This is a genomic window from Halomonas sp. NyZ770, from assembly GCF_020616575.1.
Lineage (GTDB): Bacteria > Pseudomonadota > Gammaproteobacteria > Pseudomonadales > Halomonadaceae > Vreelandella > Vreelandella hamiltonii.
Map to the genome: position 1 here is coordinate 4003416 of NZ_CP085143.1, position 21438 is coordinate 4024853.

A 21438-nucleotide genomic window follows, 5' to 3' on the forward strand; every position below is an offset into this window, starting at 1 on the left:
TTACTTACCCACAGGCCAGGTTAACGACGGCTTATCCACCGCTGGCTACCGCGCTTGTTACCGCACCTGTGAACAAGTGATCTGGTGACCATCATATGCGTTGAAAGATGCCCATGGCGCGGGTGTTAGCCAGATAGTGGCAGCCGAGGAAAAAATATTATCCACAGGCAAAAAAAAAGGCCTGTCGCAAGGACAGGCCGGTCTCTGAGGTGCCCTGATGGGCTGCTAGTGTTTCAATACGCGCGCCAAGAAGGACTGGGTGCGTTCGTGCCGAGGTGCATCGAACAGCTGTTCCGGTGACCCTTGCTCGGTGATTTCCCCTTTGTGAATGAAGATGACGCGGTCGGCCACTTCCCGTGCAAAGCCCATTTCATGGGTCACGATGACCATGGTCATGCCTTCCTTGGCCAGCTCACGCATGGCGTCCAGCACTTCACCGATCATCTCCGGGTCTAGCGCCGAGGTGGGCTCGTCGAAGAGCATGAGCCGGGGTTCCATGGCCAGCGCGCGGGCCAGGGCGACCCGCTGCTGCTGCCCTCCAGAGAGCTGGCTGGGGTACTTCTGTGCCTGATCGGCAATGCCGACGCGTTCCAACAGCCGCTGAGCCGTCTCTTCGGCATCCTTACGGCTCCAGCCACGCACTTTCATGGGGGCCAGGGTAATGTTGTCGATGACGCTCAGATGGGGGAACAGATTGAACTGCTGGAACACCATGCCGACTTCGGTGCGGATGGTTTGCAGGGCCTTGCTGCTTTTGCCATCCGGCAGCAGCGTATTGCCATCGACATCGAGGCTGCCGGACTGAAACTCTTCCAGCCCGTTGATGCAGCGGATCAGCGTGGATTTACCGGACCCGCTGGCGCCGATCACGACGACGACTTCTCCGGGGACGATTTCCAGGTCGATGTTCTTGAGCACATGCAGGCTGCCAAAGTGCTTGTTGAGCTTCTGCATTTGCACAATGGGCGATGAGGTCGAAGTCATTGTGCGCTCCTTATTGGCCAACGACGCCGCGCCGTTCCAACTGGCGCAGGATGATAGAGAGGGTCCAGGTAATGGCCAGGTACATCAGGGCGACCATGAAATAGACTTCCAGCGCCGTAAAGGTGGTGGCAATGTAGATCTGCCCTTGGCGCACCAGCTCACCCACGCCAATGACGGAAAACAGCGAGGTGTCCTTGATGCTGATGATGCCCTGGTTGCCCAGCGGGGGGATCATGCGGCGGAAGGCTTGAGGCCAGATGACGTAACGAAACGACTGCGCTCGGGAGAGCCCCAGCGACAGCGATGCTTCGCGTTGCCCGCGTTCGATCGACTGCACGCCTCCACGTACGATTTCGGAGATATAGGCCCCTGAATTGACGGCAATGGCGGCAATGCCGGCCACCAGCGCATTGATGGGGCCACCCAGCAGTTGGGGCAGGCCGTAGAAAATGAACAGCACCTGCACCAGGATGGGCGTACCGCGAAAGACTTCGACATACAGGATGGCTGGCCAGCGCAGCCAGCGCGTGCGGCTGATGCGCAGCAGGCCAAAGAAGATGCCGATGAAAAAGCCAATGGCCAGGCCGCCGAACGAGATCAGCAGTGTCCACGGAATACCGGGTAACAAGTAGGGAATCGAGCGGAAAGCGGCCGCCCAGTCGAATTGAAAAGTGACTTCCACGTGACGTCTCCAGAACAGCACCACACAATGATTCAGGGCCGGGGGCTAGGCCGCCCGGCCCTGTAAACGCGAGATAACGCACTTACCTCAGACAGTGCTTACTCTTCGTCGGAGGACTCACCAAACCACTTCTGGTAAATCTCGTCGTAGGTGCCGTCTTCACGCATGGCCGCGAGTGCTTCATTGGCGGGTTCTACCCACTGGCTACCCTTGTGGAAAACGATGCCGTACTGCTGGCCTTCGTACAGGGGGCCGACGACCTTGGTGCGACCTTCACCGCGTGTTTGCGAGAAGTAGGCAACGTTGGGGGCATCGTAGAACGCGGCATCGACGTTACGCCCCAGCAGGGCCATGTACATGTCGCTATTGCCTGGATAGGGAGTGATATCGGCGTCGTCGCCCAGCTGTTCTTGCAGGAAGTCGTAGCTGGTGGAGCCGATGCGCGTGGCGATGGAGAGCCCGGCCAAGTCTTCGATGGACTCTACGTCATCGTTGTCGGCACGCACGATGATCTGCAGGCCCGAGTCGTAGTAGGGGTCAGAGAAGTCGACGATCTGCGCACGCTCTTCGGTGATGGTCACACCGGCAATGGCAATTTCCTGGCTGCCGGTCTGGACGGCCGGAATGATGCCCGCGAACTCCATGGTGGTGAGATTGACGTCGAAGCCAGCCCGTTCGGCGATTTCGTTGATGATGTCCATGTCGAAGCCGATCATTTCACCGGTTTCGGGGTCGAGCATCTCGAAGGGCACAAAGCTTGGGTCAGTCACCACATTGACCGTGGGTGTGTCAGCAAACGCAGTGGTACTGCCCAAGCCCAGTGCAACGGCAGTGGCGATAGCGGAGGTGGTAAAAAAGTGTTTCATTAGTTTCCCCGAGTTTTATGTGGTTTCCGTCACCGTTTATAGCGTGTTTCTTCTTATAAACCGGTCGATGAACCGTTATTGACCTTTTTACCTTGGCGAGAAACCGCCAAGGCGTCAAGTCATGGGGAAGTCGTTGCGACCAACGCTGGTCATACCATGAACGAGGCACCACAGCCGCAGGTGGTAGTGGCATTGGGGTTTTGCACGCGAAAACGCGCCCCTGCCAAGCCCTCTTCGTAGTCCACGGTAGAGCCGACCAGGTATTGGTAGGAGAGGGGGTCTACCACCAGCGTGGCATCTCCGAATTCGATCAGGGTGTCGTCCTCTGCCACGTTGTCGGCAAAGTCAAAACCATACTGAAAGCCGGAACAGCCACCACCGGTGACATAGACACGCAGCTTGAGGGCTGGATTGTGCTCTTCGGCCATGAGTGCCTTGATGCGCTGGCGTGCACTGTCGGACAGCATTAAAGGGGTTGGAACAAAAGCTTCTGCACCGCTCATGGGTACCTCCCGCGAGCTTTAGGAACGAATAGACGGCATGGGGGGATTATGGGTAATTCCCAGCAAAATGGTCAACTATTGCCGGGAATTACTGCAGCTCAAGGCATCAGAGCGGGGGCGTTGAGGCCCATCTGCTCATCGAAACCAAACATCAGGTTCAGGTTCTGGATGGCCTGGCCGGAGGCACCCTTGACCAGGTTGTCGATGACGGAAAGTACCACCACCGTATTGCCGTTGCCCGGACGATGCACGGCGATGCGGCAGGTATTGTTGCCTTTTACGCTGCGGGTTTCCGGGTGACTGCCGGCGGGCATGACGTCCACGAACGGCTCATCGGCAAAGCGTTTTTCGAACAGTGCCTGCAAGTCGCCTGGCTCGGTGCTGAGGGTGCTGTAGAGCGTGGCGTGGATACCGCGGATCATGGGAGTCAGGTGGGGGACGAAGGTCAATCCCACGGTGTCTGGCTGCATGTCGCCCAGGCCCTGACGAATTTCCGGCAGATGGCGATGGCCGCCTGCACCGTAGGCTTTCATGGACTCGCTGGCTTCGGCCAGCAGCGAGGCGACCTTGGCACCCCGCCCAGCGCCGGTGACCCCGGACTTGCAGTCGGCAATCAGCTGATTCGGGTCGATCAGGCCCGCTTCCAGCAGCGGCAGGTAACCCAGCTGAACGGCGGTGGGGTAGCAGCCGGGTACCGCGATCAGACGCGCGGTCTTGATCTTTTCACGATGCATTTCCGGCAGGCCGTAGACCGCCTCTTTCAACAGTTCAGGGGCGCCGTGGGGCTGGTCGTACCAGCGGCTCCACTCGTCGGCATCGCGCAGGCGAAAGTCGGCCGACAGGTCGATGATGCGGGTTCCGTTGGCCAATAGCTCGCCTGCCAGCGCATGGGCCACGCCATGAGGGGTGGCAAAAAAGACGGCGTCCATGGCCCCCAGGGCCTTGGCATCGGGCTCACTGAAGGTCAGGGTATCGTAGTGGCCTCGCAGGTTGGGGTACATGTCGCAGACCTTGACGCCTGCTTCCGAGCGCGACGTTATCGCTTGAACATTTACCTCGGGGTGCTGGGCCAGTAGCCTCAGAAGTTCAACACCGGTGTAGCCAGTGCCGCCTACAATGCCAACGTTTATCACAGATCACTCCTTGCGCCTTCTGCACAGTCCTGGCAGCGGTAATTAGCAGCCTAGCAAGTTTTGCGAGGCTGTTGATGTGTCTCCAGCTATGATACACAAGAGAGCAGGCGCATAAGAGCACTGCGTGTCGTAGACCCACTCTACCCAACCAAGGACGAGCGTTGTGGCAGGTTTTTCGCGGTCAGATTTCACCTTAGAGGGTTTTCGTCGCCAGCTGGCCAATGTGGATGCCTTGCCGCAACTGTGTGTGCTGGGCCTGGTGTCCGGTGTCATGACCGGGGCCGTCATGGTGGCATTCAGGCTGCTGCTGGAGGCGGGAGCCGCGCTGTACATGCCGGACGGTAACCCGGAAGGCTTCGAAGCGCTGCCCCCGTGGGTCAGAGTGCTGCTGCCCCTGCTGGCCGTGAGCGTCATCGGTGTGCTGCTGTATCGTCAGAAGGCCACCGCACGCAAGCTGGGCGTCGGCCATGTCATCGAGCGCCTGACCTACCATCAGGGGCGTTTTCCACTGCGTAACTGGCTCAACCAGTGGTGGGTCGGGGTGGTATCGGTGTTGGGCGGTCTCTCTGCTGGCCGTGAAGGACCGGCGATTCATCTGGGGGCGGCGGCTTCCAGTGGCCTGGGGATGCGGCTGCGGCTGCCGCACAACAGCCTGCGTGTGCTGGTGGCCTGTGGAACGGCGGCGGGTATTTCTGCCTCTTTCAATACGCCCATCGCGGGGGTCATCTTTGCCATGGAAGTGGTCATGATGGAGTACACCCTGATGAGCTTCATGCCGGTGATCCTGGCTTCCACCATGGGTGCGCTGGTGGCTCAGCTGGCGTACGGCAACGAGCCAGCCTTCCGCATCCCTGAAGTAGCGCTTGGCTCGCTGATGAATTTGCCCTGGATAGTGGTGACGGGGCTGGTGATTGGCCTGATGGCTGGCGTATTCATTCATCTGGCACGCCATGCCTTCCTGGAAGGGCTGCCGTTATGGCTGAGGCTGGGCAGCGTTGGAGTGGCCACGGGAGCACTGGCGTGGTGGTTTCCTGAAATACAGGGCATTGGCTACGATAGCCTGGCCGCGGCGCTGAATAACCAACTGACCGTTAGCGTATTGCTGGCGCTGATGATCGGCAAACTGCTGATCACGGCCCTGACCGTGGCGGGCGGGGTGCCGATCGGTATCATCGGCCCCGTGCTGGTGTCGGGTGCAGCCACCGGCGCACTGGCAGGCATGCTGGGTGGCTGGCTATGGCCCGACAAGGCGGCAGATCCCGGGATTTATGCCATGCTGGGGATGGCCGCCATGATGGGCGCCGTGCTGCAGGCTCCGCTGGCGGCCTTGATGGCACTGCTGGAGTTGACCCACACTCCCCACATGATGTTGCCTGGCATGCTGGCGGTGGTGGTGGCTTGCCTGACCTCGCGACAGTTGACGGGCTGTGAAGGGTTTTTCGTCAGTTCGGTGCGGTATGGCATGCACCCCTTGCAGCAGCCGTTGATGCAGGCGCTTTCCAGAGTGTCGGTGCCTGCGGTCATGGAGCGCTCTCTGGTGCGTACCGAGCGCATGATCACCCTCGAGCAGGCCCGCCAGCGGCTGGAGACCAACCCTACCTGGCTGGTGATCGAACGATCCAGCGACGACAAGCCGGTATTGGGCTTGAAAGCGGCAGAGCTGGCCCGCTGGTTGCTGGAGCATGACGAAGCCTTGAAAGAGGGAGCCGCGCAAGAGGAGGAGTTGATCGACCTGTTGGAAATTCCCGGGCAGCGGCTGGAAATGGCCCCCATCGGTTTGCAGTCCACCCTGTCGGAAGCCTTCCTCAAGCTGCAGGACAATACGCTGGATGCGCTCTACGTGATTCATGGCTACCGACCAAAGCAGCAGCGAATTTCAGGTATCATTACTCGCGGCGCCATCGAGCGCTATTACCACTATACCGATACACGTCATTCTGACCCCCGTGACCCCACTGTTTCGCAATGAGCGCACCTATTAAGGAGAGACCATGTACGAGTGGATAAAGGCCATTCACCTGATGGCCGTTGTGACCTGGTTTGCTGCACTGTTCTATCTGCCACGGCTATACGTGTACCACGCGATGGCGCGCGACAAGGGGGATGTCCAGGCCATCGACTACTTCAAGACCATGGAGCGCAAGCTTTATCGCGGCATCATGACGCCCTCCATGATCGTCGTGCTGCTGTTTGGCGGCTGGCTGCTTTACCTGGTACCTGCCTGGTTCACTCAGGGCTGGATGCACGTGAAGCTGACGCTGGTAGTATTGCTGGTGGCCTATCACCACGTATGTCTGATCTATTTGAAGCAGTTGGCTCAGGATCGCTGCACCAAGAGCCACGTGTTCTTCCGCTGGTTCAATGAGGCCCCTGTCGTGGCCCTGATCGCCATCATTCTTCTGGCGGTAGTGAAACCCTTTTGATGCGCCAACCACTTCCTCCCGTTGTATTGGTATTGGCAGGCCATGATCCTACCGGCGGCGCTGGACTGGTTGCCGATAGCGAAGCCATCGCCGCGTGTGGTGGCTGGGCAGTGACCATTCCCACCGCCCTGACCGTGCAGAACTGCCATAATGTCACCACGGTATTGCCAGCCGATGCAGCTGCCATGCGGCAAATGGCAGAAGCGCTGGTCGACATGCAGATTGCCGCCATCAAGCTAGGCTTGCTGGCGGACGAAGCAACCTTGCGTGCGGCCGAGCAGATCGTGCGGCGTTTTCCGGGTGTACCGGTGGTGGCAGACCCCATCTTGAAAGCGGGCGGCGGCACTGAGTTATCCACACCCCGTTTGCAGAAGCTTTATAGTGACCGTCTGCTTCCCCTTGTGGATATCCTGACGCCCAACCGTCATGAACTGATCGCGCTCACGCCTGAGATCGACGCACCGTTCGATGATACGGCCCGCGCTGTTTCGTTGTTATCGCGCGGGTGCCAGGCGGTACTGGTCACCGCCACGGATGAGCCTCTGCCCGGCAGCGGGCAGCAGGTGGTCAACACACTGCATTCGCCCGATACCACTCGCCAGTGGCAGTGGCCCAGGCTGCCGGAAGTATTTCACGGGTCCGGATGTACGCTGGCTTCCGCCCTGGCCGCTCGTTTGGCGGTAGGTGAGCGCTTACCTACGGCTTGCGAACAGGCACAGCACTTTACCTGGGAGAGTTTGTCACACGGCTATCAGCCGCCCAGCGGGCAGTGTTTGCCTCAACGTCTACCACGCCCTGCACGCTTTTGATTTTTATTGTCCGTCAGCTATTGCTATAGAGGATGCCATGACCACATCTGCAGAATTATTTGATCTGGCCAGTCGCCATATTCCCGGTGGCGTGAACTCGCCGGTGCGCGCCTTCAAAGGCTTGCATCGTCCCCCGGTGTTCATGGAGCGCGCCCAGGGGGCCTACCTGTTCGACGTCGAGGGCAATCGTTACATCGACTATATCGGTTCCTGGGGGCCGATGATTACCGGTCATGCCGACCAGGACGTGCTCGCCGCCGTGCGGGCGCGCCTGGATAATGGGCTCTCCTTTGGCACGCCTACGGCAGTAGAGACCACCATGGCGGACCTGATCTGCGAGATGATTCCGTCCATGGAAATGGTCCGCATGACCAGCTCCGGTACCGAGGCGACCATGTCGGCCATCCGGCTGGCGCGGGGCACCACGGGAAGAGACAAGATCGTCAAGTTCGAAGGCAACTACCATGGCCACTCGGATTCGTTGCTGGTCAAGGCGGGCTCTGGTGCGCTGACCCACGGTGAGCCCAGCTCGCCCGGTGTGCCTGCTGCGCTTGCCGAGCACACCATCACGCTCTCCTACAATGACCCGGAAGGCGTGGAAGCGTGCTTTGCCGAGATCGGTGAGCAGATTGCCTGCATCATTGTCGAGCCGGTGGCGGGCAACATGAACTGTATCCCACCCCAGCCTGGTTTCCTGGAAACCCTGCGCCGTGTGTGCGACCAGTACGGTAGCCTGCTGATTTTTGATGAAGTGATGACCGGCTTCCGTGTGGCCCTGGGCGGGGCCCAGGCCTATTACGGCATCACGCCTGACCTCACCTGCCTGGGCAAGATCGTGGGCGGGGGCATGCCGGTCGGGGCGTTCGGTGGCAAGCGTGACATCATGCAGAACATCTCGCCGCTTGGCCCGGTGTATCAGGCAGGCACCTTGTCGGGTAACCCGCTGGCCATGGCCGCAGGCGTCGCGCTGCTGACCAAGCTGCAGGTGCCGGGTTTCCATGATGCGCTTACCCAGCGTGTGCAAACCCTGTGCAACGGCCTGCAGGAGCGTGCCAACGCCGCGCGGGTACCCATGTTGACCCAGTCGGCGGGGGGAATGTTCGGCGTTTTCTTCACTTCGCAATCTCGGGTCGATAATTTCGCTCAGGCCACGGCGTGCAACCCGGATGCTTTCCGCCGCTTCTTTGGTGCGATGCTAGACCATGGCGTCTATCTTGCACCGTCTGCCTACGAAGCGGGCTTCATGTCCAGCGCCCATACCCCAGAAGATATCCAGCTCACGCTGGATGCCGCCGAAAAAGCCTTTGCCGTCATGTAGTATTCAGTAACGGGGGGTATGTCGACTGCTACACTACAAGGGCCGCTCAACATGAGCGGCCCTTGTGGTTACCGAGGTAGCTCACCATGATACGACGGCCGGTTTATCACGCTTCACGCTTTTACGGCGCGCTATTCACCGCCGTTCTCACCCTTGGCTCGCCCTTGGCAGGGTTGGCCGCACAGGAGCAGGATATGACCCAGATCCACATCACCATGAGCGGCTCCCCTGGCGCAGAGTTCTCCGCCGAGTGGCGCATTACCCATGACGGCGAAACCGTCGAGCATCCGGAAACCCGTGGTACGGTTCCAGCAGAATTCACCTTCGAAGGCGATACGTTGGAAGGCACCGTCAAGCTGTTGAGCGATGACGAGCGGCTGGAAGTCGATATCGTCAAGGGCAGCAACCGTTCCCGCTCTTCGACTCAGGGCAAAGGTGGCACGCTGACGCTGATGGTGCGTTAAGGCATAAAAAAACCGCCCCCGAAGGGGCGGTAGCGAGCATTCGGTATTGCTTAGTGGCCTTGGCTGACCACGTTGTAGTTGCCACTGCCGTTGGTCACGATTTGCGAGAAGTGCTGGCCTGCTCCGTTAAAGGCACCACTTTGGTTGACGAAGTGGGTGTTGCCGTTACCATTGGTGCTGATGAAGGAGTCATGACCGTAGCCGGTTTGAGTGACGGCTGCGTAGTTGAAGCTACCATTGAGGATGATATCGCTGTCCAGCTCATCACCGGTTTGGGTAGTGTAAGTGCGGTTGAAGTTGCCGGATGCTTTCACGTAGCTATCGTTCAAATCACCGTCTTGCACCACATTGGACTCGTTAGCCCAACCTTCCTGCTGTACCCAAGAGTCGTTGAGCTGACCTTGCTGGTCCACGTTGGCCAGGTTGCCTTTGCCACTCTGTACGACGATGGAGTCGTTGGTGACGCCTTCCTGGGTAACGTAGGCAGTGTTCAACTGGCCGGACTGGGTAATCGTGGAGTAGTTGTTACCAGGCGCGGTGCTGGCAGTGCCGACGATTTCGTCTTGAGTGACGTTAGCACGGTTGAAGCTACCTTCCTGCTTGATGCGAGAATCTTGGGTGCCCCACTGGGTGACCGAGGTACGGTTCAAGTCACCGTTTTGCTCGATCTGGGAGTCGCTGCCTACGGCACTGCCGGCATACAGTGAACCAGCCATGCTATCGACCGCTGCGCGGGAGCCGTTGAACTGCCAGCTGGGAGCCGTTTGTGCCATGGCGGCAGCGCTCATGGTCAGTGCGATGGCAGCAGCGATAGTAGTGATTTGAGTTTTCATGGTTACATCCCCTTTATGATGGCTTGCTTCGTTGGTTACTGAGATAGCGGCAGCAACTCAGTAAGTTTCGACGGTGACTGGGCGCAGGGTGCTAGAGTAGGCTTGTTGCTCTACGCTGATGCTGCGGTAGCCACTCCCCGATTGTGAAACTTGGATATCGCTTTGATGACCCACTTGATTGATATAGGCTTCAAGCGATTGTTGGTTTCCAGCTTGGGTGAGATGTGCTTTGTGATGGTTGCCTTGTTGGAATACCACCCCGAAGTTATTTCCCCCACGTTGCTCCATGACGGCAATGTTTCTGTTGCCCAGCTGAGTGATTCGAGAAAAGTTGCCTCTCTGGTAACTCGCTGAGTAAGACTGTGAAACCATTGCCTGATTGTTATTGCCGACTTGCTCGATGATGCTGTAGTTGCCTTGCCTGGCAGTGTCTACCGAATTGAAATACTGTTCGATACGTTGGTCAGCGGCGTTGGCCGAGGCTGAAATCGATACCATCGCTGCCACCAGGCTTGAAGCGGCGATCTTCAGGAGTCGCGTCTTGTTACTGGTGTGAGATGCTGCGAAAGGTTTCATTTTCCATCCCTCTGAAACTTTTTGTATCGTTTTGTATTTCATGTGTTGAGTTTGATCGATTATTGGGTTGACGCCATAAGCAGTTTGAATAGTTACGAGAGGGTTTTTCTCATTATTTACTACCAAAAAAGTATGAGTTTCCTAATGCTGTGATGGCATAAAAAGACGCGGCCCTATCCAAAGATAGGGCCGCGTCTTTTTATGAACTAACGCCGTCATTGATTACAAAGCAGGTATTGGCGCATTCAGATAGTCTGCTAGTACGGTATTTTGCAGCGTCGTGCCGTTGGGCAAGTTCCATAGATTGTTTTCGACGCCACGTGCGATCAGGTGAATGACCGCAGATTCAATGGCTGACATGACGGCCAACTGAACGGGCTCGTTCGTGGTGATACCTGCCTCGGCTTCCAGAAGACGCCTGAAATCGATGAAACGGTAAACACCGGCACGCAACTCTTTGGAATAAATGGTTTTGGTCGTGGTCACGTTGGCCAGGATTTCACCCGTCGAGATCTCCACGGCGCGCAAATTCACGGTGACCTGGTCTACTTGATACTGTCCCGACGCACCAATACCGAAGTATTCAGCCCCAGCCCCCCCCGTACGGATGTTGGATTCATAGGCAATGATGCCGCCTTCCAGCATGACGGAAGCTGCTCTGAGAGAAGGCAAATTATCGGGTTGGCCAAAACGCTCGAACTCTGCGCGGATGATACGTCGCTCCGTCAACAGGTTTTGTAACCCTACCCGCTCCAGCGGTATGAACCATCCCGAATCAGCCAAAGCGCCGGTCAGCATGGCGGCAGCCCCCTGCGTCACCGCCGTTGAAAAGGTGCTGGCAGGTGCGGGACGGTACTGCCCGGTCTGATCACGAAAGTCATACACAGAAACGAAAATCTTGCCTGCGGGTGGCGGTAGCGATACCAGGTCCTGGTACGTGGCTCCTCTGGGGGTAAGTGTGGCCTGTGCTCCTTCCAGGTTTTCGGAGTTGGCCACCATTCCTGCGCAGCCACTCAAGAGGCTGACAAGGAGCATGGACGCGATGATTTTCATGTTGATCCCCTGACGACACTGTAAGTGATGGTGTTATGTGTTGTGTGTGCCGAAACGCTGCTAAGGGTTGAATAGCCCACCGACGCTGATGTTGGTCACGTCGCCAGTGACTTTATCCACCACTCTCACGATCAGTTGCCCCCCTTCATCGCGGACGACGACGCTAAACTCACCGCTATCGAAGGAGCCCTCTCCAATGTTGCCCGCCCCGACATCCGTGATCAGCTGAGAGATCAGCCGACTCTCCAGACTTTGGATGAGTCGCTCGGTGGAAGAGATCGGCTCGATACCGCGTGCGTTGGGATCGACGTTGGTATCCTGTGACTGGGCTTTGCCCAGCAGATAGGTGCCCATGAACGGGTCCCCTCCAAACGAAGGGTTCAATGGGCGATAGATCAATTCTCCTGCAACGCTCTCAAGAGTAACGACTCCCAACATGACAGCCGTAGCGAAAGCGCAGGCTTTGCGGTGAGTGTTCATCAGTTCAACTCCTCTCTACCCAGGTCTTTATCGGATGTGATGGCGGCGGTAAGCTGCTGTTGAAGCAGCGCTTCTTCCACGATATTTACAGCTTCTCCGGCAACACGGTCCGCTTCGTTGATTCGGGGAGAGAGCTGTGTTCTGAAATACATGCGGTTGCCTTCCATGACCCAGATCTGGCTTCCCCACCGAGCATCTGGGCGCTCTTGAATGGTCAGGGTGGCGTTGCCGATGATCAGGTTATCCATCGCCAGCTGACTGAAGGCGCGATAGAACGTTTTTCCGGCCATGGTGATCGTTCGATCTACCATGATGCCGGTCAGCTCACTGCCCCTGTTCACTCGGCCTTGAACTTCCGGGCCATCTGGGCTCGACAGCTGATTGATGGCATCTATCTCCGCTTGCTCATTGACGGGCAAGGTGCTGGCGGGGTCTGCAGGTTCATTGGCGTGACTGTAAAGCCCTGATCCTGAGCTCAGCAGTACCGTCATGATCAAGAAATGGCGAAGGTTCATGGCGTTTACCCCTGTGCCTAGCGATGCCGTTGCAGGCTTCGCGCGGCCTCCATGTTGGGGAGGATGGGGCCCAGGTTCTGGTGGATCCAGTTGAGCGCCTGAATACGATTGTGTACGTTGATTTTTCTGAAGATATTGTAAAGATGTGACTTCACCGTGTGCTCACTGACAAACAGCTTGTCGGCGATTTGCTGGTTGGACGACCCATTGCTCAGCAGTGAAATGATTTCCATCTCTCGATTGGTCAGGCCACAAGCCGGGCGAAAGGCGTTGCTCTGATACTTGCGGTAAAAAAGGATAAGCCGCGCCATCAAGTCGCGTGACATCCACAACTCCCCCTCCAGCAATGAGAGGATGCCTTTGCAGATCACTTCCAGGCTTTCGTCCCGGTAAAAAACGCCTTTCAAATGAGCGCAGGAGAGTGCTTCCAAGGCGTGATCCATATCTCGCACATTGAAGGCTGCCAGCGGTGATTTCGCGAGCGAATCCGACAGTTTGTCCTGCCATTCTGGCAGTGCATCGACGCCGATATGGTCGCTGTCGATGAGGATCAACAGTCGATCGGTGATCGTGGCAGGCAGTTGAGCAGCAGGTGAGTGAACGCTCACACTACAACCTGTGTGCTCATGCAGGTAATCAGCAAATAGCTGTGCTTGAGGGCTTTTTTCGGTGACGATGTACACCAAGCCGGGGGTCTTTTGCTGGGACATTGGGGGAGCCTCATTCAAGGAGAACATCAGCAGGCGACCCTAACAGTGTTGCCTATAAGATACTTTTCGTAAAGAAATGTTATCAAAATAATGAGTAAAGTAATTTACATATTGTTATTCTTTTTTTATCTAAAAGCCAAGTTGTTGATTTATATTTTATAAATGAGTCATCTTCGAACGATTGGGCGGTAACGATAAAAATACGCTGGGTACACATTCCATGTGCTTTAGCTGTGTTTCTGTTCAGCGTAAACTGAGGCTCCCTGTTTGGAGGTTTCGATATGTCGACGGGTACGACGCTTGTCCTGGCCAGTGGAAACGCAGGAAAACTTAAAGAGTTCAATCAGTTACTTGTTCCGCTTGGGCTCGATGTAAGAGCACAGGCAGAGTTTGGCGTGCAAGACGTGGAAGAAACCGGACTGACCTTCGTTGAGAATGCGCTGTTAAAAGCTCGTGAAGCCAGCCGAGTCAGCGGGTTACCTGCCCTGGCAGACGATTCGGGGCTGGAGGTGGATGCACTGCAAGGAGCACCGGGTATCTACTCTGCGCGTTATGCCGGTGAGCCGAAGAGTGACGAACGCAACAATCAGAAACTGCTGGCGGCGCTTGCCGACTGTGCGGAAGGTCAGCGCAGTGGCCGCTACTGGTGTGTGCTGGTCTATTTGCGTCATGCCGAAGACCCTGTCCCCGTCATCGTACAGCGCAGCTGGGAAGGCGAAATTCTGGCGCATCCCCGTGGGGATGGTGGGTTTGGTTACGATCCTCTGTTCTGGTTACCGGATCAAGGCATGAGCGTGGCTGAGCTGGCGTCAGAGTCCAAGAACCGGTTGAGCCACCGCGGGCGTGCGCTGCACGATCTCGTGGATATCCTGAAGGTGGCGCATGGCTGAGGCACTGCCGCCCCTGTCGCTTTACATCCACACCCCGTGGTGTGTTCGCAAGTGCCCTTATTGCGATTTCAACTCTCACGAGCCAGGCGCCCAATGGCTCCCTGAAGAGGCGTATCTGGCTGCGCTATTGGCTGATCTGGAGCACGATCTTCCTCTGGCAGCCGAACGCCCTCTGCAAACGATCTTCATTGGCGGCGGGACGCCTAGCCTGCTCTCGCCGGACTTCTATCAGCGGCTGTTTCAGGGTATTCAGCAGCGTTTGGCGTTTGCACCGACCATCGAGATCACTCTGGAAGCCAACCCAGGCACGACCGAACAGCAGCGTTTCGTAGGTTACCGAGAGGCGGGTATCAACCGGCTGTCGCTGGGGGTACAGAGTTTTCGTCCGGTGCAGCTAGAGGCCCTGGGGCGCATCCATAGTGGGCAAGAGGCATTGACGGCCGTGGGGCAGGCCAGGTCGGCGGGCTTCGATAATATCAACATCGACTTGATGCATGGGCTTCCCCAGCAAACGCCTGAACAGGCCATGGAAGACATCGACCAGGCCTTGGCGTTGGCGCCGGAACACCTCTCCTGGTACCAATTGACCCTGGAACCCAATACGGCTTTTTTCTCACATCCTCCTCCGTTACCGGAAGAGGAAGCGCTGTGGGACATTCAGGAAGCAGGGCATGTGCGCCTTGAACGGGCAGGGCTGCAGCGTTATGAAATATCGGCCTATGCGCGCCTCGGCTCACAAAGCCAGCACAATCTGAACTATTGGCGCTTCGGCGACTATCTGGGCATTGGAGCGGGTGCCCACGGCAAGTTGACGTGTATCGACGAGAATGGCCAATGGCAGATCGAACGCCGCTGGAAAACCCGCCAGCCTCAGTCTTATTTGAGGCGTCTCGACGATCCACGTGGTTTCGTGGCCGGCAAACAGCCGATCGAAGCCGATGAGCTGCCGCTGGAATTTGCCATGAATGCACTGCGATTGACGGAAGGGGCAAGCCTGAAGACATGGCAAGCGCATACGGGCCAGCCTGTCGAACTGTTACTTGACCGTTTACAAAGTGCTCACGAAAAAGGACTTTTGGTGGAAATGCCCGAAAAGCTGCGTGCTTCTCCTCAAGGTCTATTATTCTTGAACGAACTGCTGGCACTGATCAGTGATGAGTGAGCAGTGATAACAAAGGCAAAACCTAATCGTAAAAGGAGTGAGTGATGCGTATGTTCCGACTACTGACCCCGTTGGCGGCGGCTATTCTGGTGGCGGGCTGTGCCACCACCGACCCTTATGGTGGTCAAACACAACGCTCCAGTACAGCGGTGGGTACGGGCATTGGGGCAGCCATTGGTGCCGCAGCGGGTGCCTTGTCTGGTGATGGAAGCACCAGCCGTCGTGACCGAGCGTTGATCGGCGCAGCGGTTGGCGCCGCCGCCGGTGCTGGGGTCGGGGCCTACATGGACCGCCAGGAGCAGCAGCTGCGTGAAAACCTGCAGGGGTCTCGTATCGAGATCGACCGTCGCGGCGACGACATCGTCTTGAACATGCCCAGCAGTGTGACCTTTGGTTTCGACTCTGCTGACCTGACCAGCGACGCACGCAGTGCACTCAATGAAGTGGCCAATGTGTTGACCCAGTACACGGATACCCGCGTCAACATTGCTGGGCACACCGACAGCACGGGCAACGCGGATTACAACCAGCGGCTTTCCGAGCGCCGTGCCGAATCGGTAGGTCGTTACCTGGGGCAGAATGGCGTTTCCTCCATGCGTCTGAACACCTTGGGTTACGGTGCGACTCGGCCGGTTGCCAGCAATGACTCCGAACAGGGGCGTGCACAAAACCGTCGTGTCGAAATCACGCTGACGCCGACAGGCAATGGCCAATAAGCCGTAAAAACTCTGCATTGCTCTAGAACGCCCGCTATGCTCACATAGCGGGCGTTCTGTTTATATAGGCATCCTCATGCTGTCATACCAACACGCCTACCATGCCGGTAACTTCGCCGATGTTCAGAAGCATCTGACACTCTATGCCGTCATTGATCATCTGTTACGTAAAAAATCAGCAATTACATATGTAGATACCCATGCGGGCAGAGGCTTCTATCCACTGGCTACCGAAGAGACACAGCGGCTGCTGGAGTACCGTGAGGGCGTTTTACCGCTTTGGCAACATCGCCAGCAGTTGGCAGATCCGCTGCTTGGCGCCTGGCTCGAGGCCGTGGCCAGTGCCCAGCCAGACGCTGATACACTGGCCTGCTATCCGGGTTCTCCCTGGTGGCTCGCCCAGCGTCTGCGCTCGGAGGATCGGCTGACGCTGTTCGAACTGCATCCCGGTGAGCACGAACATCTCGCCAGCCAGTCGCTGCCCAAGCGGGCGACGCGTATCTTCGGCGATGGGTTGGTCGGCCTGCGCCATCAGGTACCGGCATCGACCCCCAGGGTGTGTGTGTTGATGGATCCCAGCTACGAGCGCAAGATCGAGTACCACGAAGTGGTGGAGAGCACGGCCTACGTGCTCGAGAAAGCCAGGCATGCCGTGGTGATGATCTGGTATCCGTTATTACCTGCCGAACACCATCAAGCGCTGCTGGCAGGCCTGCGTGACAGCGGAATTCGCAAAATCTGGCAAAGCGAAATGTTGCTACGTGCCCCTGAAGCGGGTGCCCGCGGCATGTACGGAAGCGGCATGCTGGTCATCAACCCCCCCTGGGGGCTGGAGGAGCGTCTGATCAACGCCATGTCACAGATCACACCGACGCTGGGCGAGCACAGCCGCTTCCGTACGTCCTGGTTGGTCCCGGAGTAAAGGTGGAGGAGTAGTCGAGTCTACTTGCCGATACAGAAGCTGCCAAAGATCTCTCCAAGCAGGTCGTCGGCGCTGAACTCGCCGGTAATCTCTCCCAGTGCCTGCTGGGCATCGCGAAGATCTTCGGCCAATAGTTCGCCTGCTCCGTAGCCTTCCAACTGAGTGCGCCCTGCTTCCAACGCGGCCATGGCACGGTCCAGAGCGTCCAGATGACGGCGGCGCGCCGAGAAACGTCCTTCGGTAGTGGCGGAAAAGCCCATCACCTCTTTCAAATGGGCTTTCAAGTTATCCACACCCGCTCCCGTTTTGGCCGACAGCCTGACGATGGGAGTGCTTGTGGGTAACTCAGGTGTTTCGAGCCCTGGCGCTTCGGCGCTGCTGTCGATCTTGTTGCGCACCAGGGTCAAGCGCTGTCGGTCTGGCAGGCGGGCCACGAACTCGGGCCAGATGGCCATGGGGTCCGTTGCCTGGGTAAGCGAGGCATCGACCAGCAGCAGCACGCGATCGGCTTTCTCGATCTCTTCCCAGGCCCGGGCAACGCCAATTTTTTCTACCGCGTCCGGCGTATCGCGCAGGCCAGCGGTGTCGATAATGTGCAGTGGCATGCCGTCCAGGTGGATGTATTCACGCAGTACGTCACGGGTAGTGCCGGCAATGTCCGTGACGATGGCCGTGTCCTGCTCGGTCAGCGCATTGAGCAGGCTGGACTTGCCCGCATTGGGGCGCCCTGCAATCACCACGCTCATGCCTTCACGCAGCAAGGCGCCTTGGCCTGCGGCCTGGCGCACACGCATCAGCGCCTGCTGCACCTGTTCCAGATGCGTTGCCACGTGGCCATCGGCAAGAAAGTCGATCTCTTCTTCGGGGAAGTCGATGGCGGCCTCAACATAGACACGCAGCTCGATCAACTGCTGAACCAGCCCAGAAACGCGCTGTGAAAACTCGCCTTGCAGCGAGCGTAGGGCATTTTCGGCAGCTGAGCGTGAGCTGGCATCGATCAGGTCGGCAATCGCTTCGGCCTGGGCCAGGTCCAGCTTGTCATTCAAGAACGCGCGTTCGGAGAACTCGCCAGGCCGAGCCAGGCGGGCGCCCAGCGCGAGGCAGCGCTCCAGCAGCATATCCATGATCACGGGGCCACCGTGCCCCTGCAGCTCCAGCACGTCCTCCCCGGTAAAGGAGTTAGGCTCGGTAAACAGCAGCGCAATCCCTTCGTCGATAATGCCTTGAGCACCACTGAAGGGGCCGTAATAGGCATGACGCGGGGGAGGGCATTGCCCCAGTATGGCCTGAGCGATATGGCGGCTTTCCGGGCCGGATACGCGGATGATGCCCACGCCGCCGCGCCCTGGGGGGGTGGCCAGGGCGGTAATCGTGTCTTGGGTATAGAGTCGTTCAGCCATAACGCGTCCCGGAGATCAAAAAAAGAGAGTGTATCGTGTATGCAGCGGAAGAAAAGGGCAGGCCTGAAACACCAGACCCCCGCTTTAGCGGGGGTCTGGTAAAGGGCGGGATGAGAGGCTACTTGGTGCGCATCCCTTTACCCACGTTGGGGTCTTTCTCGATATTGCGGGTAATCACGTACTGCTGGGCTACCGAGATGATGTTGTTCACCACCCAGTAGATGACCAGACCCGCCGGGAACCACAGGAAGAAGAACGTGAAGATAATGGGCAGCATCTTCATGATCTTGGCCTGCATGGGATCCGGAGGCGTCGGGTTGAGCAGCTGCTGAACGTACATCGATACCCCCATCAGGATGGGCAGAATGAAGTACGGATCTTTCACCGACAGATCCTGGATCCACAGCATGAACGGCGCATGGCGAAGTTCAACGGATTCCAGCAGCATCCAGTACAGCGCGATGAAGACCGGCATCTGGATGAGGATCGGCAAGCAGCCACCCAGCGGGTTGATCTTCTCTTTCTGGTAGAACTTCATCATCTCTTGAGACATTTTCTGGCGATCATCGCCATAAAGCTCTTTGAGACGCTGCATCTCCGGCCCGAGCTTGCGCATCCGAGCCATGGACTTATAGGCCTTGGCTGAAAGCGGGAATAGCGCGAGCTTGACCAGCACGGTCAGCAGAACGATGGACCAGCCCCAGTTGCCGACTACGTCATGAATCTTGTCGAGCAGCCAGAACAGCGGATTGGCAATGAACCACAGCCAGCCGTAGTCCACGGTCAGACGCAGATTCGGTGCCACCTGCTCCAGGTACTCCTGTACCTTGGGCCCCATGTAGAGGGTAGCCCCCAGAGTGGCTTCGCCTTCGGCGGCCACGCTGGTCACCGGCCCTGCAAAGGCGGCAACGTTGCGGTTGCTGGAGTCGGTGGTCGCGTAATACAGGTTCTGCTGATTCTGAGCAGGTGCCCAGGCAGAGACGAAATAGTGCTGAATGATGGCTACCCAGCCACCTTGGGCCTCACGGTTCTCGAACCGACCGCGCTGGATATCATCGAAATCGACTTTTTCGTAGCGGGTATCGGGTGACGAGTAGGCAGCCCCCAGATAAGAGCTCATGCCCATGGCGACGCCACTGGAGGGGTCCGGGCTGTTATCGCGAGCCAGTTGGCCAATGAAACGGGCACTGACAGGTTCATCAGTGTTGTTGGCCAGGTAATAGCTGACATTGACCGCATAGCTGCCGCGCTCGAAGGTCAGGCGCTTGATCACGTCAACGCCGTTGACTTCTGCCGTCAGGTCGACGGTGAGCTCTTGCTCGTCGTTGCCCAGGCGGTATTCGGTGTTTTCAGGCGTAAACGTGATGCGGCTTGCCTGGCCATCCAGCTGCAGGCCAGAGCGTGCTACGTAGCTGCGCGTGGCGTTATCCGACAGCAACACGTAGTTGCGTTCAGAGTCCAGCGTCAGCTTGTGCTGTGGCAGAGCGGCATACACGATATCCCCACCAAAGGGGTCGATGCGTACGTCCAGCACATCGGTAGTGACGGCGATGAAGTCACGACTGGCGGTCGAACTTGGCGAGTCGCTCATGCCTTCATCGATGGCGGCCTGAGGTGCGGAAGTACTGGGAACGGAAAGATCGTCGCTGCCGCCTTCACTCGCAGGTGCCCCATTGCTTGTCTGGGTCATTTCGGGAGTGGAGTCGTAGCTGGTCTGCCCGTAATCCTGATTCCACTGTACAACCAGTAGGTAGGCAAGCACTGCCAGTGGAATCAGTAATAAAAGTCGTTTTACGTCCATGAGGGTTCTGCCCGATGGGTGGTGAACATGCTAATGGCGCAGTGTCATTTGCTCGGCCCATGACACACGAAAGCCTGCCAAGCGGCAGGCCGAGGTCGAGCGGCGAGGTGTGTCGTCAAGTGTCACGTGTCAGGCCATGTGATGGCGGAGATGTCGATACCGCCGGAGCCTCGCGCTGGAGTCGTTTCCACATGCCATGCAATTGGCGAGTCAGCGTCTCGTTGTCGATCTCCTGAACGCCTCGCTTGGCCATGATCACGATATCCACAGCGGGTAAGCGATCCTGACGAAGGCGAACGGATTCTCTAACCAGGCGCTTGAAGCGGTTACGTTCCACAGCAAGCTTCACATTTTTCTTGCTGACTATCAGGCCAATGCGGGGGTGCCCCAGAGTATTCAAGCGCGCTAGCGCCATCATGCCCTTGCCATGGACTTTCAAGTCGGCTTGTTCGAACACGTGACTGAAATCCCCAGCGTTCAGCAATCGCAAGCACCGGGGAAAGCCTTGAGGCGACACACGCAATCCGAGATCAGGCGCTCAGACGCTTGCGGCCTTTGGCACGGCGGCGTGCGATGACGGCACGGCCGTTCTTGGTTGCCATACGAGCACGGAAGCCATGCGCGCGCTTGCGCTTGAGAACGCTGGGTTGAAAAGTGCGTTTCATAACTCGTTATTCCCACGTGGTTTAGGACGGAAATTGAATTCCAGATGACCCGGTCCAGTGAGGAACCAGCCGGGGAGTTTCAATTCAAGACCGGAAATTGTAGAGACTTCCTGGCCTCGGTGCAATTTTTCCTTGCATGAAAAGCGTGAAAAGGGCAATGGCGGCCCACGATGCCCTGTCAGTCTGACGAACGTCGATGACACTACTATTACTAATGGGTTTACTTAAACCTGTTGTTATTAATAGTGGGGATATTAATTGTGGATAACTCATTTATCTCTATCTTTATCAGAGCCTTAAAATGATAAAAAATCTGTGGGTAACTGGCTGTGAAGTAGCGTAAAAGCTGTGATTTATGTGTGATTAACGCAGCACAACTCGGCAATTTGCGGTTTTGTACCCATGCCGTCCGCTGCTTTTCCTAAGCTCTCATGGTCATTTGTCCACAGGCGGAAAAGAGCCCCGAGTGCGTGTGGATAACCGTTTCGTTGGGCGCTACAATGGTCGGCCGTTTTCAATCGATGGTGAGATGA

General features: G+C 57.5%; 24 protein-coding genes. 9 read left to right on the forward strand and 15 right to left on the reverse strand.

Annotated elements, in window-relative coordinates; all coding sequences use genetic code 11:
* Positions 1-225 precede the first annotated feature (225 nt).
* The 5 genes from LG409_RS18505 to argC all read right to left on the reverse strand — a co-directional run bounded on the left by LG409_RS18505 (position 226) and on the right by argC (position 4168).
* Positions 226-984: an amino acid ABC transporter ATP-binding protein gene (locus LG409_RS18505; protein ID WP_308429568.1), complete on the reverse strand. Its 759-nt coding sequence runs from the start codon at positions 982-984 to the stop codon at positions 226-228.
* A gap of 10 nt (positions 985-994) precedes the next feature.
* Positions 995-1666, reverse strand: coding sequence for an amino acid ABC transporter permease (locus LG409_RS18510; RefSeq protein WP_016915590.1), 672 nt, complete (start codon positions 1664-1666; stop codon positions 995-997).
* Positions 1667-1764: 98 nt separating this feature from the next.
* Positions 1765-2532: a transporter substrate-binding domain-containing protein gene (locus LG409_RS18515; protein WP_100731122.1), complete on the reverse strand. Its 768-nt coding sequence runs from the start codon at positions 2530-2532 to the stop codon at positions 1765-1767.
* 149 nt (positions 2533-2681) lie between these two features.
* Positions 2682-3035, reverse strand: coding sequence for an iron-sulfur cluster insertion protein ErpA (gene erpA / locus LG409_RS18520; protein WP_026001913.1), 354 nt, complete (start codon positions 3033-3035; stop codon positions 2682-2684).
* Between the two features lie 98 nt (positions 3036-3133).
* Positions 3134-4168 (reverse strand): N-acetyl-gamma-glutamyl-phosphate reductase, encoded by a 1035-nt coding sequence (gene argC, locus LG409_RS18525; protein ID WP_227407382.1) that lies wholly within the window; start codon positions 4166-4168, stop codon positions 3134-3136.
* 163 nt (positions 4169-4331) lie between these two features.
* On the opposite strand from argC, the gene LG409_RS18530 reads away from it, so the two are divergent.
* The 5 genes from LG409_RS18530 (at position 4332) to LG409_RS18550 (ending at position 9182) form a co-directional block, all read left to right on the forward strand.
* A complete protein-coding gene (locus LG409_RS18530) occupies positions 4332-6137 on the forward strand; it encodes a chloride channel protein (RefSeq protein WP_144983963.1) in 1806 nt (601 codons plus the stop codon).
* 22 nt (positions 6138-6159) lie between these two features.
* Positions 6160-6591: a protoporphyrinogen oxidase HemJ gene (gene hemJ / locus LG409_RS18535; protein WP_016915595.1), complete on the forward strand. Its 432-nt coding sequence runs from the start codon at positions 6160-6162 to the stop codon at positions 6589-6591.
* Positions 6591-7400 carry a bifunctional hydroxymethylpyrimidine kinase/phosphomethylpyrimidine kinase gene (gene thiD / locus LG409_RS18540; RefSeq protein WP_227407383.1) on the forward strand — a complete coding sequence of 270 codons (810 nt, stop codon included), beginning with the start codon at positions 6591-6593 and terminating at the stop codon, positions 7398-7400. Before hemJ ends, thiD begins: the two co-directional genes overlap by 1 nt.
* Before the next feature lie 37 nt (positions 7401-7437).
* Entirely contained in the window at positions 7438-8718 is a 1281-nt protein-coding gene (gene hemL / locus LG409_RS18545; protein ID WP_039179067.1) for a glutamate-1-semialdehyde 2,1-aminomutase, read from the forward strand.
* 194 nt (positions 8719-8912) lie between these two features.
* A complete protein-coding gene (locus LG409_RS18550; protein ID WP_227407384.1) occupies positions 8913-9182 on the forward strand; it encodes a hypothetical protein in 270 nt (89 codons plus the stop codon).
* Between the two features lie 50 nt (positions 9183-9232).
* On the opposite strand, the gene LG409_RS18555 is transcribed toward LG409_RS18550, so the two are convergent.
* The 6 genes from LG409_RS18555 to LG409_RS18580 all read right to left on the reverse strand — a co-directional run bounded on the left by LG409_RS18555 (position 9233) and on the right by LG409_RS18580 (position 13349).
* Positions 9233-10015 (reverse strand): curlin subunit CsgB, encoded by a 783-nt coding sequence (locus LG409_RS18555; RefSeq protein WP_193462059.1) that lies wholly within the window; start codon positions 10013-10015, stop codon positions 9233-9235.
* A 57-nt stretch (positions 10016-10072) separates the two neighbouring features.
* Positions 10073-10591 carry a hypothetical protein gene (locus LG409_RS18560; RefSeq protein WP_084123779.1) on the reverse strand — a complete coding sequence of 173 codons (519 nt, stop codon included), beginning with the start codon at positions 10589-10591 and terminating at the stop codon, positions 10073-10075.
* 222 nt (positions 10592-10813) lie between these two features.
* A complete protein-coding gene (locus LG409_RS18565; protein WP_039179075.1) occupies positions 10814-11644 on the reverse strand; it encodes a CsgG/HfaB family protein in 831 nt (276 codons plus the stop codon).
* A gap of 60 nt (positions 11645-11704) precedes the next feature.
* The gene (locus LG409_RS18570) at positions 11705-12082 is read right to left on the reverse strand and encodes a curli assembly protein CsgF (RefSeq protein WP_373294998.1); all 378 of its coding nucleotides are present in this window, start codon (positions 12080-12082) and stop codon (positions 11705-11707) included.
* A gap of 41 nt (positions 12083-12123) precedes the next feature.
* A complete protein-coding gene (locus LG409_RS18575) occupies positions 12124-12639 on the reverse strand; it encodes a CsgE family curli-type amyloid fiber assembly protein (protein ID WP_096921742.1) in 516 nt (171 codons plus the stop codon).
* A 17-nt stretch (positions 12640-12656) separates the two neighbouring features.
* On the reverse strand, positions 12657-13349 hold the full coding sequence (locus LG409_RS18580) for a LuxR C-terminal-related transcriptional regulator (RefSeq protein WP_039179084.1): 693 nt from the start codon (positions 13347-13349) through the stop codon (positions 12657-12659).
* A 281-nt stretch (positions 13350-13630) separates the two neighbouring features.
* On the opposite strand from LG409_RS18580, the gene rdgB reads away from it, so the two are divergent.
* The 4 genes from rdgB (at position 13631) to LG409_RS18600 (ending at position 17039) form a co-directional block, all read left to right on the forward strand.
* On the forward strand, positions 13631-14239 hold the full coding sequence (gene rdgB / locus LG409_RS18585; protein ID WP_227407385.1) for an RdgB/HAM1 family non-canonical purine NTP pyrophosphatase: 609 nt from the start codon (positions 13631-13633) through the stop codon (positions 14237-14239).
* Entirely contained in the window at positions 14232-15401 is a 1170-nt protein-coding gene (gene hemW, locus LG409_RS18590; RefSeq protein ID WP_096921741.1) for a radical SAM family heme chaperone HemW, read from the forward strand. Before rdgB ends, hemW begins: the two co-directional genes overlap by 8 nt.
* A 44-nt stretch (positions 15402-15445) precedes the next feature.
* Positions 15446-16117, forward strand: coding sequence for an OmpA family protein (locus LG409_RS18595; RefSeq protein WP_039179089.1), 672 nt, complete (start codon positions 15446-15448; stop codon positions 16115-16117).
* A 76-nt stretch (positions 16118-16193) separates the two neighbouring features.
* The gene (locus LG409_RS18600) at positions 16194-17039 is read left to right on the forward strand and encodes a 23S rRNA (adenine(2030)-N(6))-methyltransferase RlmJ (RefSeq protein ID WP_039179092.1); all 846 of its coding nucleotides are present in this window, start codon (positions 16194-16196) and stop codon (positions 17037-17039) included.
* A 20-nt stretch (positions 17040-17059) separates the two neighbouring features.
* Here the strand turns inward: LG409_RS18600 and mnmE are convergent, their stop codons facing one another.
* From mnmE to rpmH, 4 genes are all read right to left on the reverse strand, one after another.
* The gene (gene mnmE / locus LG409_RS18605) at positions 17060-18439 is read right to left on the reverse strand and encodes a tRNA uridine-5-carboxymethylaminomethyl(34) synthesis GTPase MnmE (protein ID WP_227407386.1); all 1380 of its coding nucleotides are present in this window, start codon (positions 18437-18439) and stop codon (positions 17060-17062) included.
* Between the two features lie 118 nt (positions 18440-18557).
* Positions 18558-20240 carry a membrane protein insertase YidC gene (gene yidC, locus LG409_RS18610; RefSeq protein WP_189463645.1) on the reverse strand — a complete coding sequence of 561 codons (1683 nt, stop codon included), beginning with the start codon at positions 20238-20240 and terminating at the stop codon, positions 18558-18560.
* Positions 20241-20355: 115 nt separating this feature from the next.
* Positions 20356-20757 (reverse strand): ribonuclease P protein component, encoded by a 402-nt coding sequence (gene rnpA, locus LG409_RS18615; protein ID WP_157779951.1) that lies wholly within the window; start codon positions 20755-20757, stop codon positions 20356-20358.
* Between the two features lie 13 nt (positions 20758-20770).
* Positions 20771-20905 carry a 50S ribosomal protein L34 gene (gene rpmH / locus LG409_RS18620; RefSeq protein WP_009723348.1) on the reverse strand — a complete coding sequence of 45 codons (135 nt, stop codon included), beginning with the start codon at positions 20903-20905 and terminating at the stop codon, positions 20771-20773.
* Positions 20906-21438: the final 533 nt, after the last annotated feature.

Bases quoted from the DNA above. Each gene is read 5' to 3' on its own strand.
- hemJ (WP_016915595.1), top strand. From the start codon at position 6,160: ATGTACGAGTGGATAAAGGCCATTCACCTGATGGCCGTTGTGACCTGG.
- hemL (WP_039179067.1), top strand. From the start codon at position 7,438: ATGACCACATCTGCAGAATTATTTGATCTGGCCAGTCGCCATATTCCC.
- rpmH (WP_009723348.1), bottom strand. From the start codon at position 20,905: ATGAAACGCACTTTTCAACCCAGCGTTCTCAAGCGCAAGCGCGCGCAT.
- LG409_RS18505 (WP_308429568.1), bottom strand. From the start codon at position 984: ATGACTTCGACCTCATCGCCCATTGTGCAAATGCAGAAGCTCAACAAG.
- LG409_RS18560 (WP_084123779.1), bottom strand. From the start codon at position 10,591: ATGAAACCTTTCGCAGCATCTCACACCAGTAACAAGACGCGACTCCTG.
- LG409_RS18575 (WP_096921742.1), bottom strand. From the start codon at position 12,639: ATGAACCTTCGCCATTTCTTGATCATGACGGTACTGCTGAGCTCAGGA.
- LG409_RS18550 (WP_227407384.1), top strand. From the start codon at position 8,913: ATGACCCAGATCCACATCACCATGAGCGGCTCCCCTGGCGCAGAGTTC.
- erpA (WP_026001913.1), bottom strand. From the start codon at position 3,035: ATGAGCGGTGCAGAAGCTTTTGTTCCAACCCCTTTAATGCTGTCCGAC.
- yidC (WP_189463645.1), bottom strand. From the start codon at position 20,240: ATGGACGTAAAACGACTTTTATTACTGATTCCACTGGCAGTGCTTGCC.
- LG409_RS18570 (WP_373294998.1), bottom strand. From the start codon at position 12,082: ATGTTGGGAGTCGTTACTCTTGAGAGCGTTGCAGGAGAATTGATCTAT.
- LG409_RS18595 (WP_039179089.1), top strand. From the start codon at position 15,446: ATGCGTATGTTCCGACTACTGACCCCGTTGGCGGCGGCTATTCTGGTG.
- rdgB (WP_227407385.1), top strand. From the start codon at position 13,631: ATGTCGACGGGTACGACGCTTGTCCTGGCCAGTGGAAACGCAGGAAAA.
- thiD (WP_227407383.1), top strand. From the start codon at position 6,591: ATGCGCCAACCACTTCCTCCCGTTGTATTGGTATTGGCAGGCCATGAT.
- LG409_RS18580 (WP_039179084.1), bottom strand. From the start codon at position 13,349: ATGTCCCAGCAAAAGACCCCCGGCTTGGTGTACATCGTCACCGAAAAA.
- hemW (WP_096921741.1), top strand. From the start codon at position 14,232: ATGGCTGAGGCACTGCCGCCCCTGTCGCTTTACATCCACACCCCGTGG.
- LG409_RS18565 (WP_039179075.1), bottom strand. From the start codon at position 11,644: ATGAAAATCATCGCGTCCATGCTCCTTGTCAGCCTCTTGAGTGGCTGC.
- LG409_RS18600 (WP_039179092.1), top strand. From the start codon at position 16,194: ATGCTGTCATACCAACACGCCTACCATGCCGGTAACTTCGCCGATGTT.
- mnmE (WP_227407386.1), bottom strand. From the start codon at position 18,439: ATGGCTGAACGACTCTATACCCAAGACACGATTACCGCCCTGGCCACC.
- LG409_RS18555 (WP_193462059.1), bottom strand. From the start codon at position 10,015: ATGAAAACTCAAATCACTACTATCGCTGCTGCCATCGCACTGACCATG.
- LG409_RS18515 (WP_100731122.1), bottom strand. From the start codon at position 2,532: ATGAAACACTTTTTTACCACCTCCGCTATCGCCACTGCCGTTGCACTG.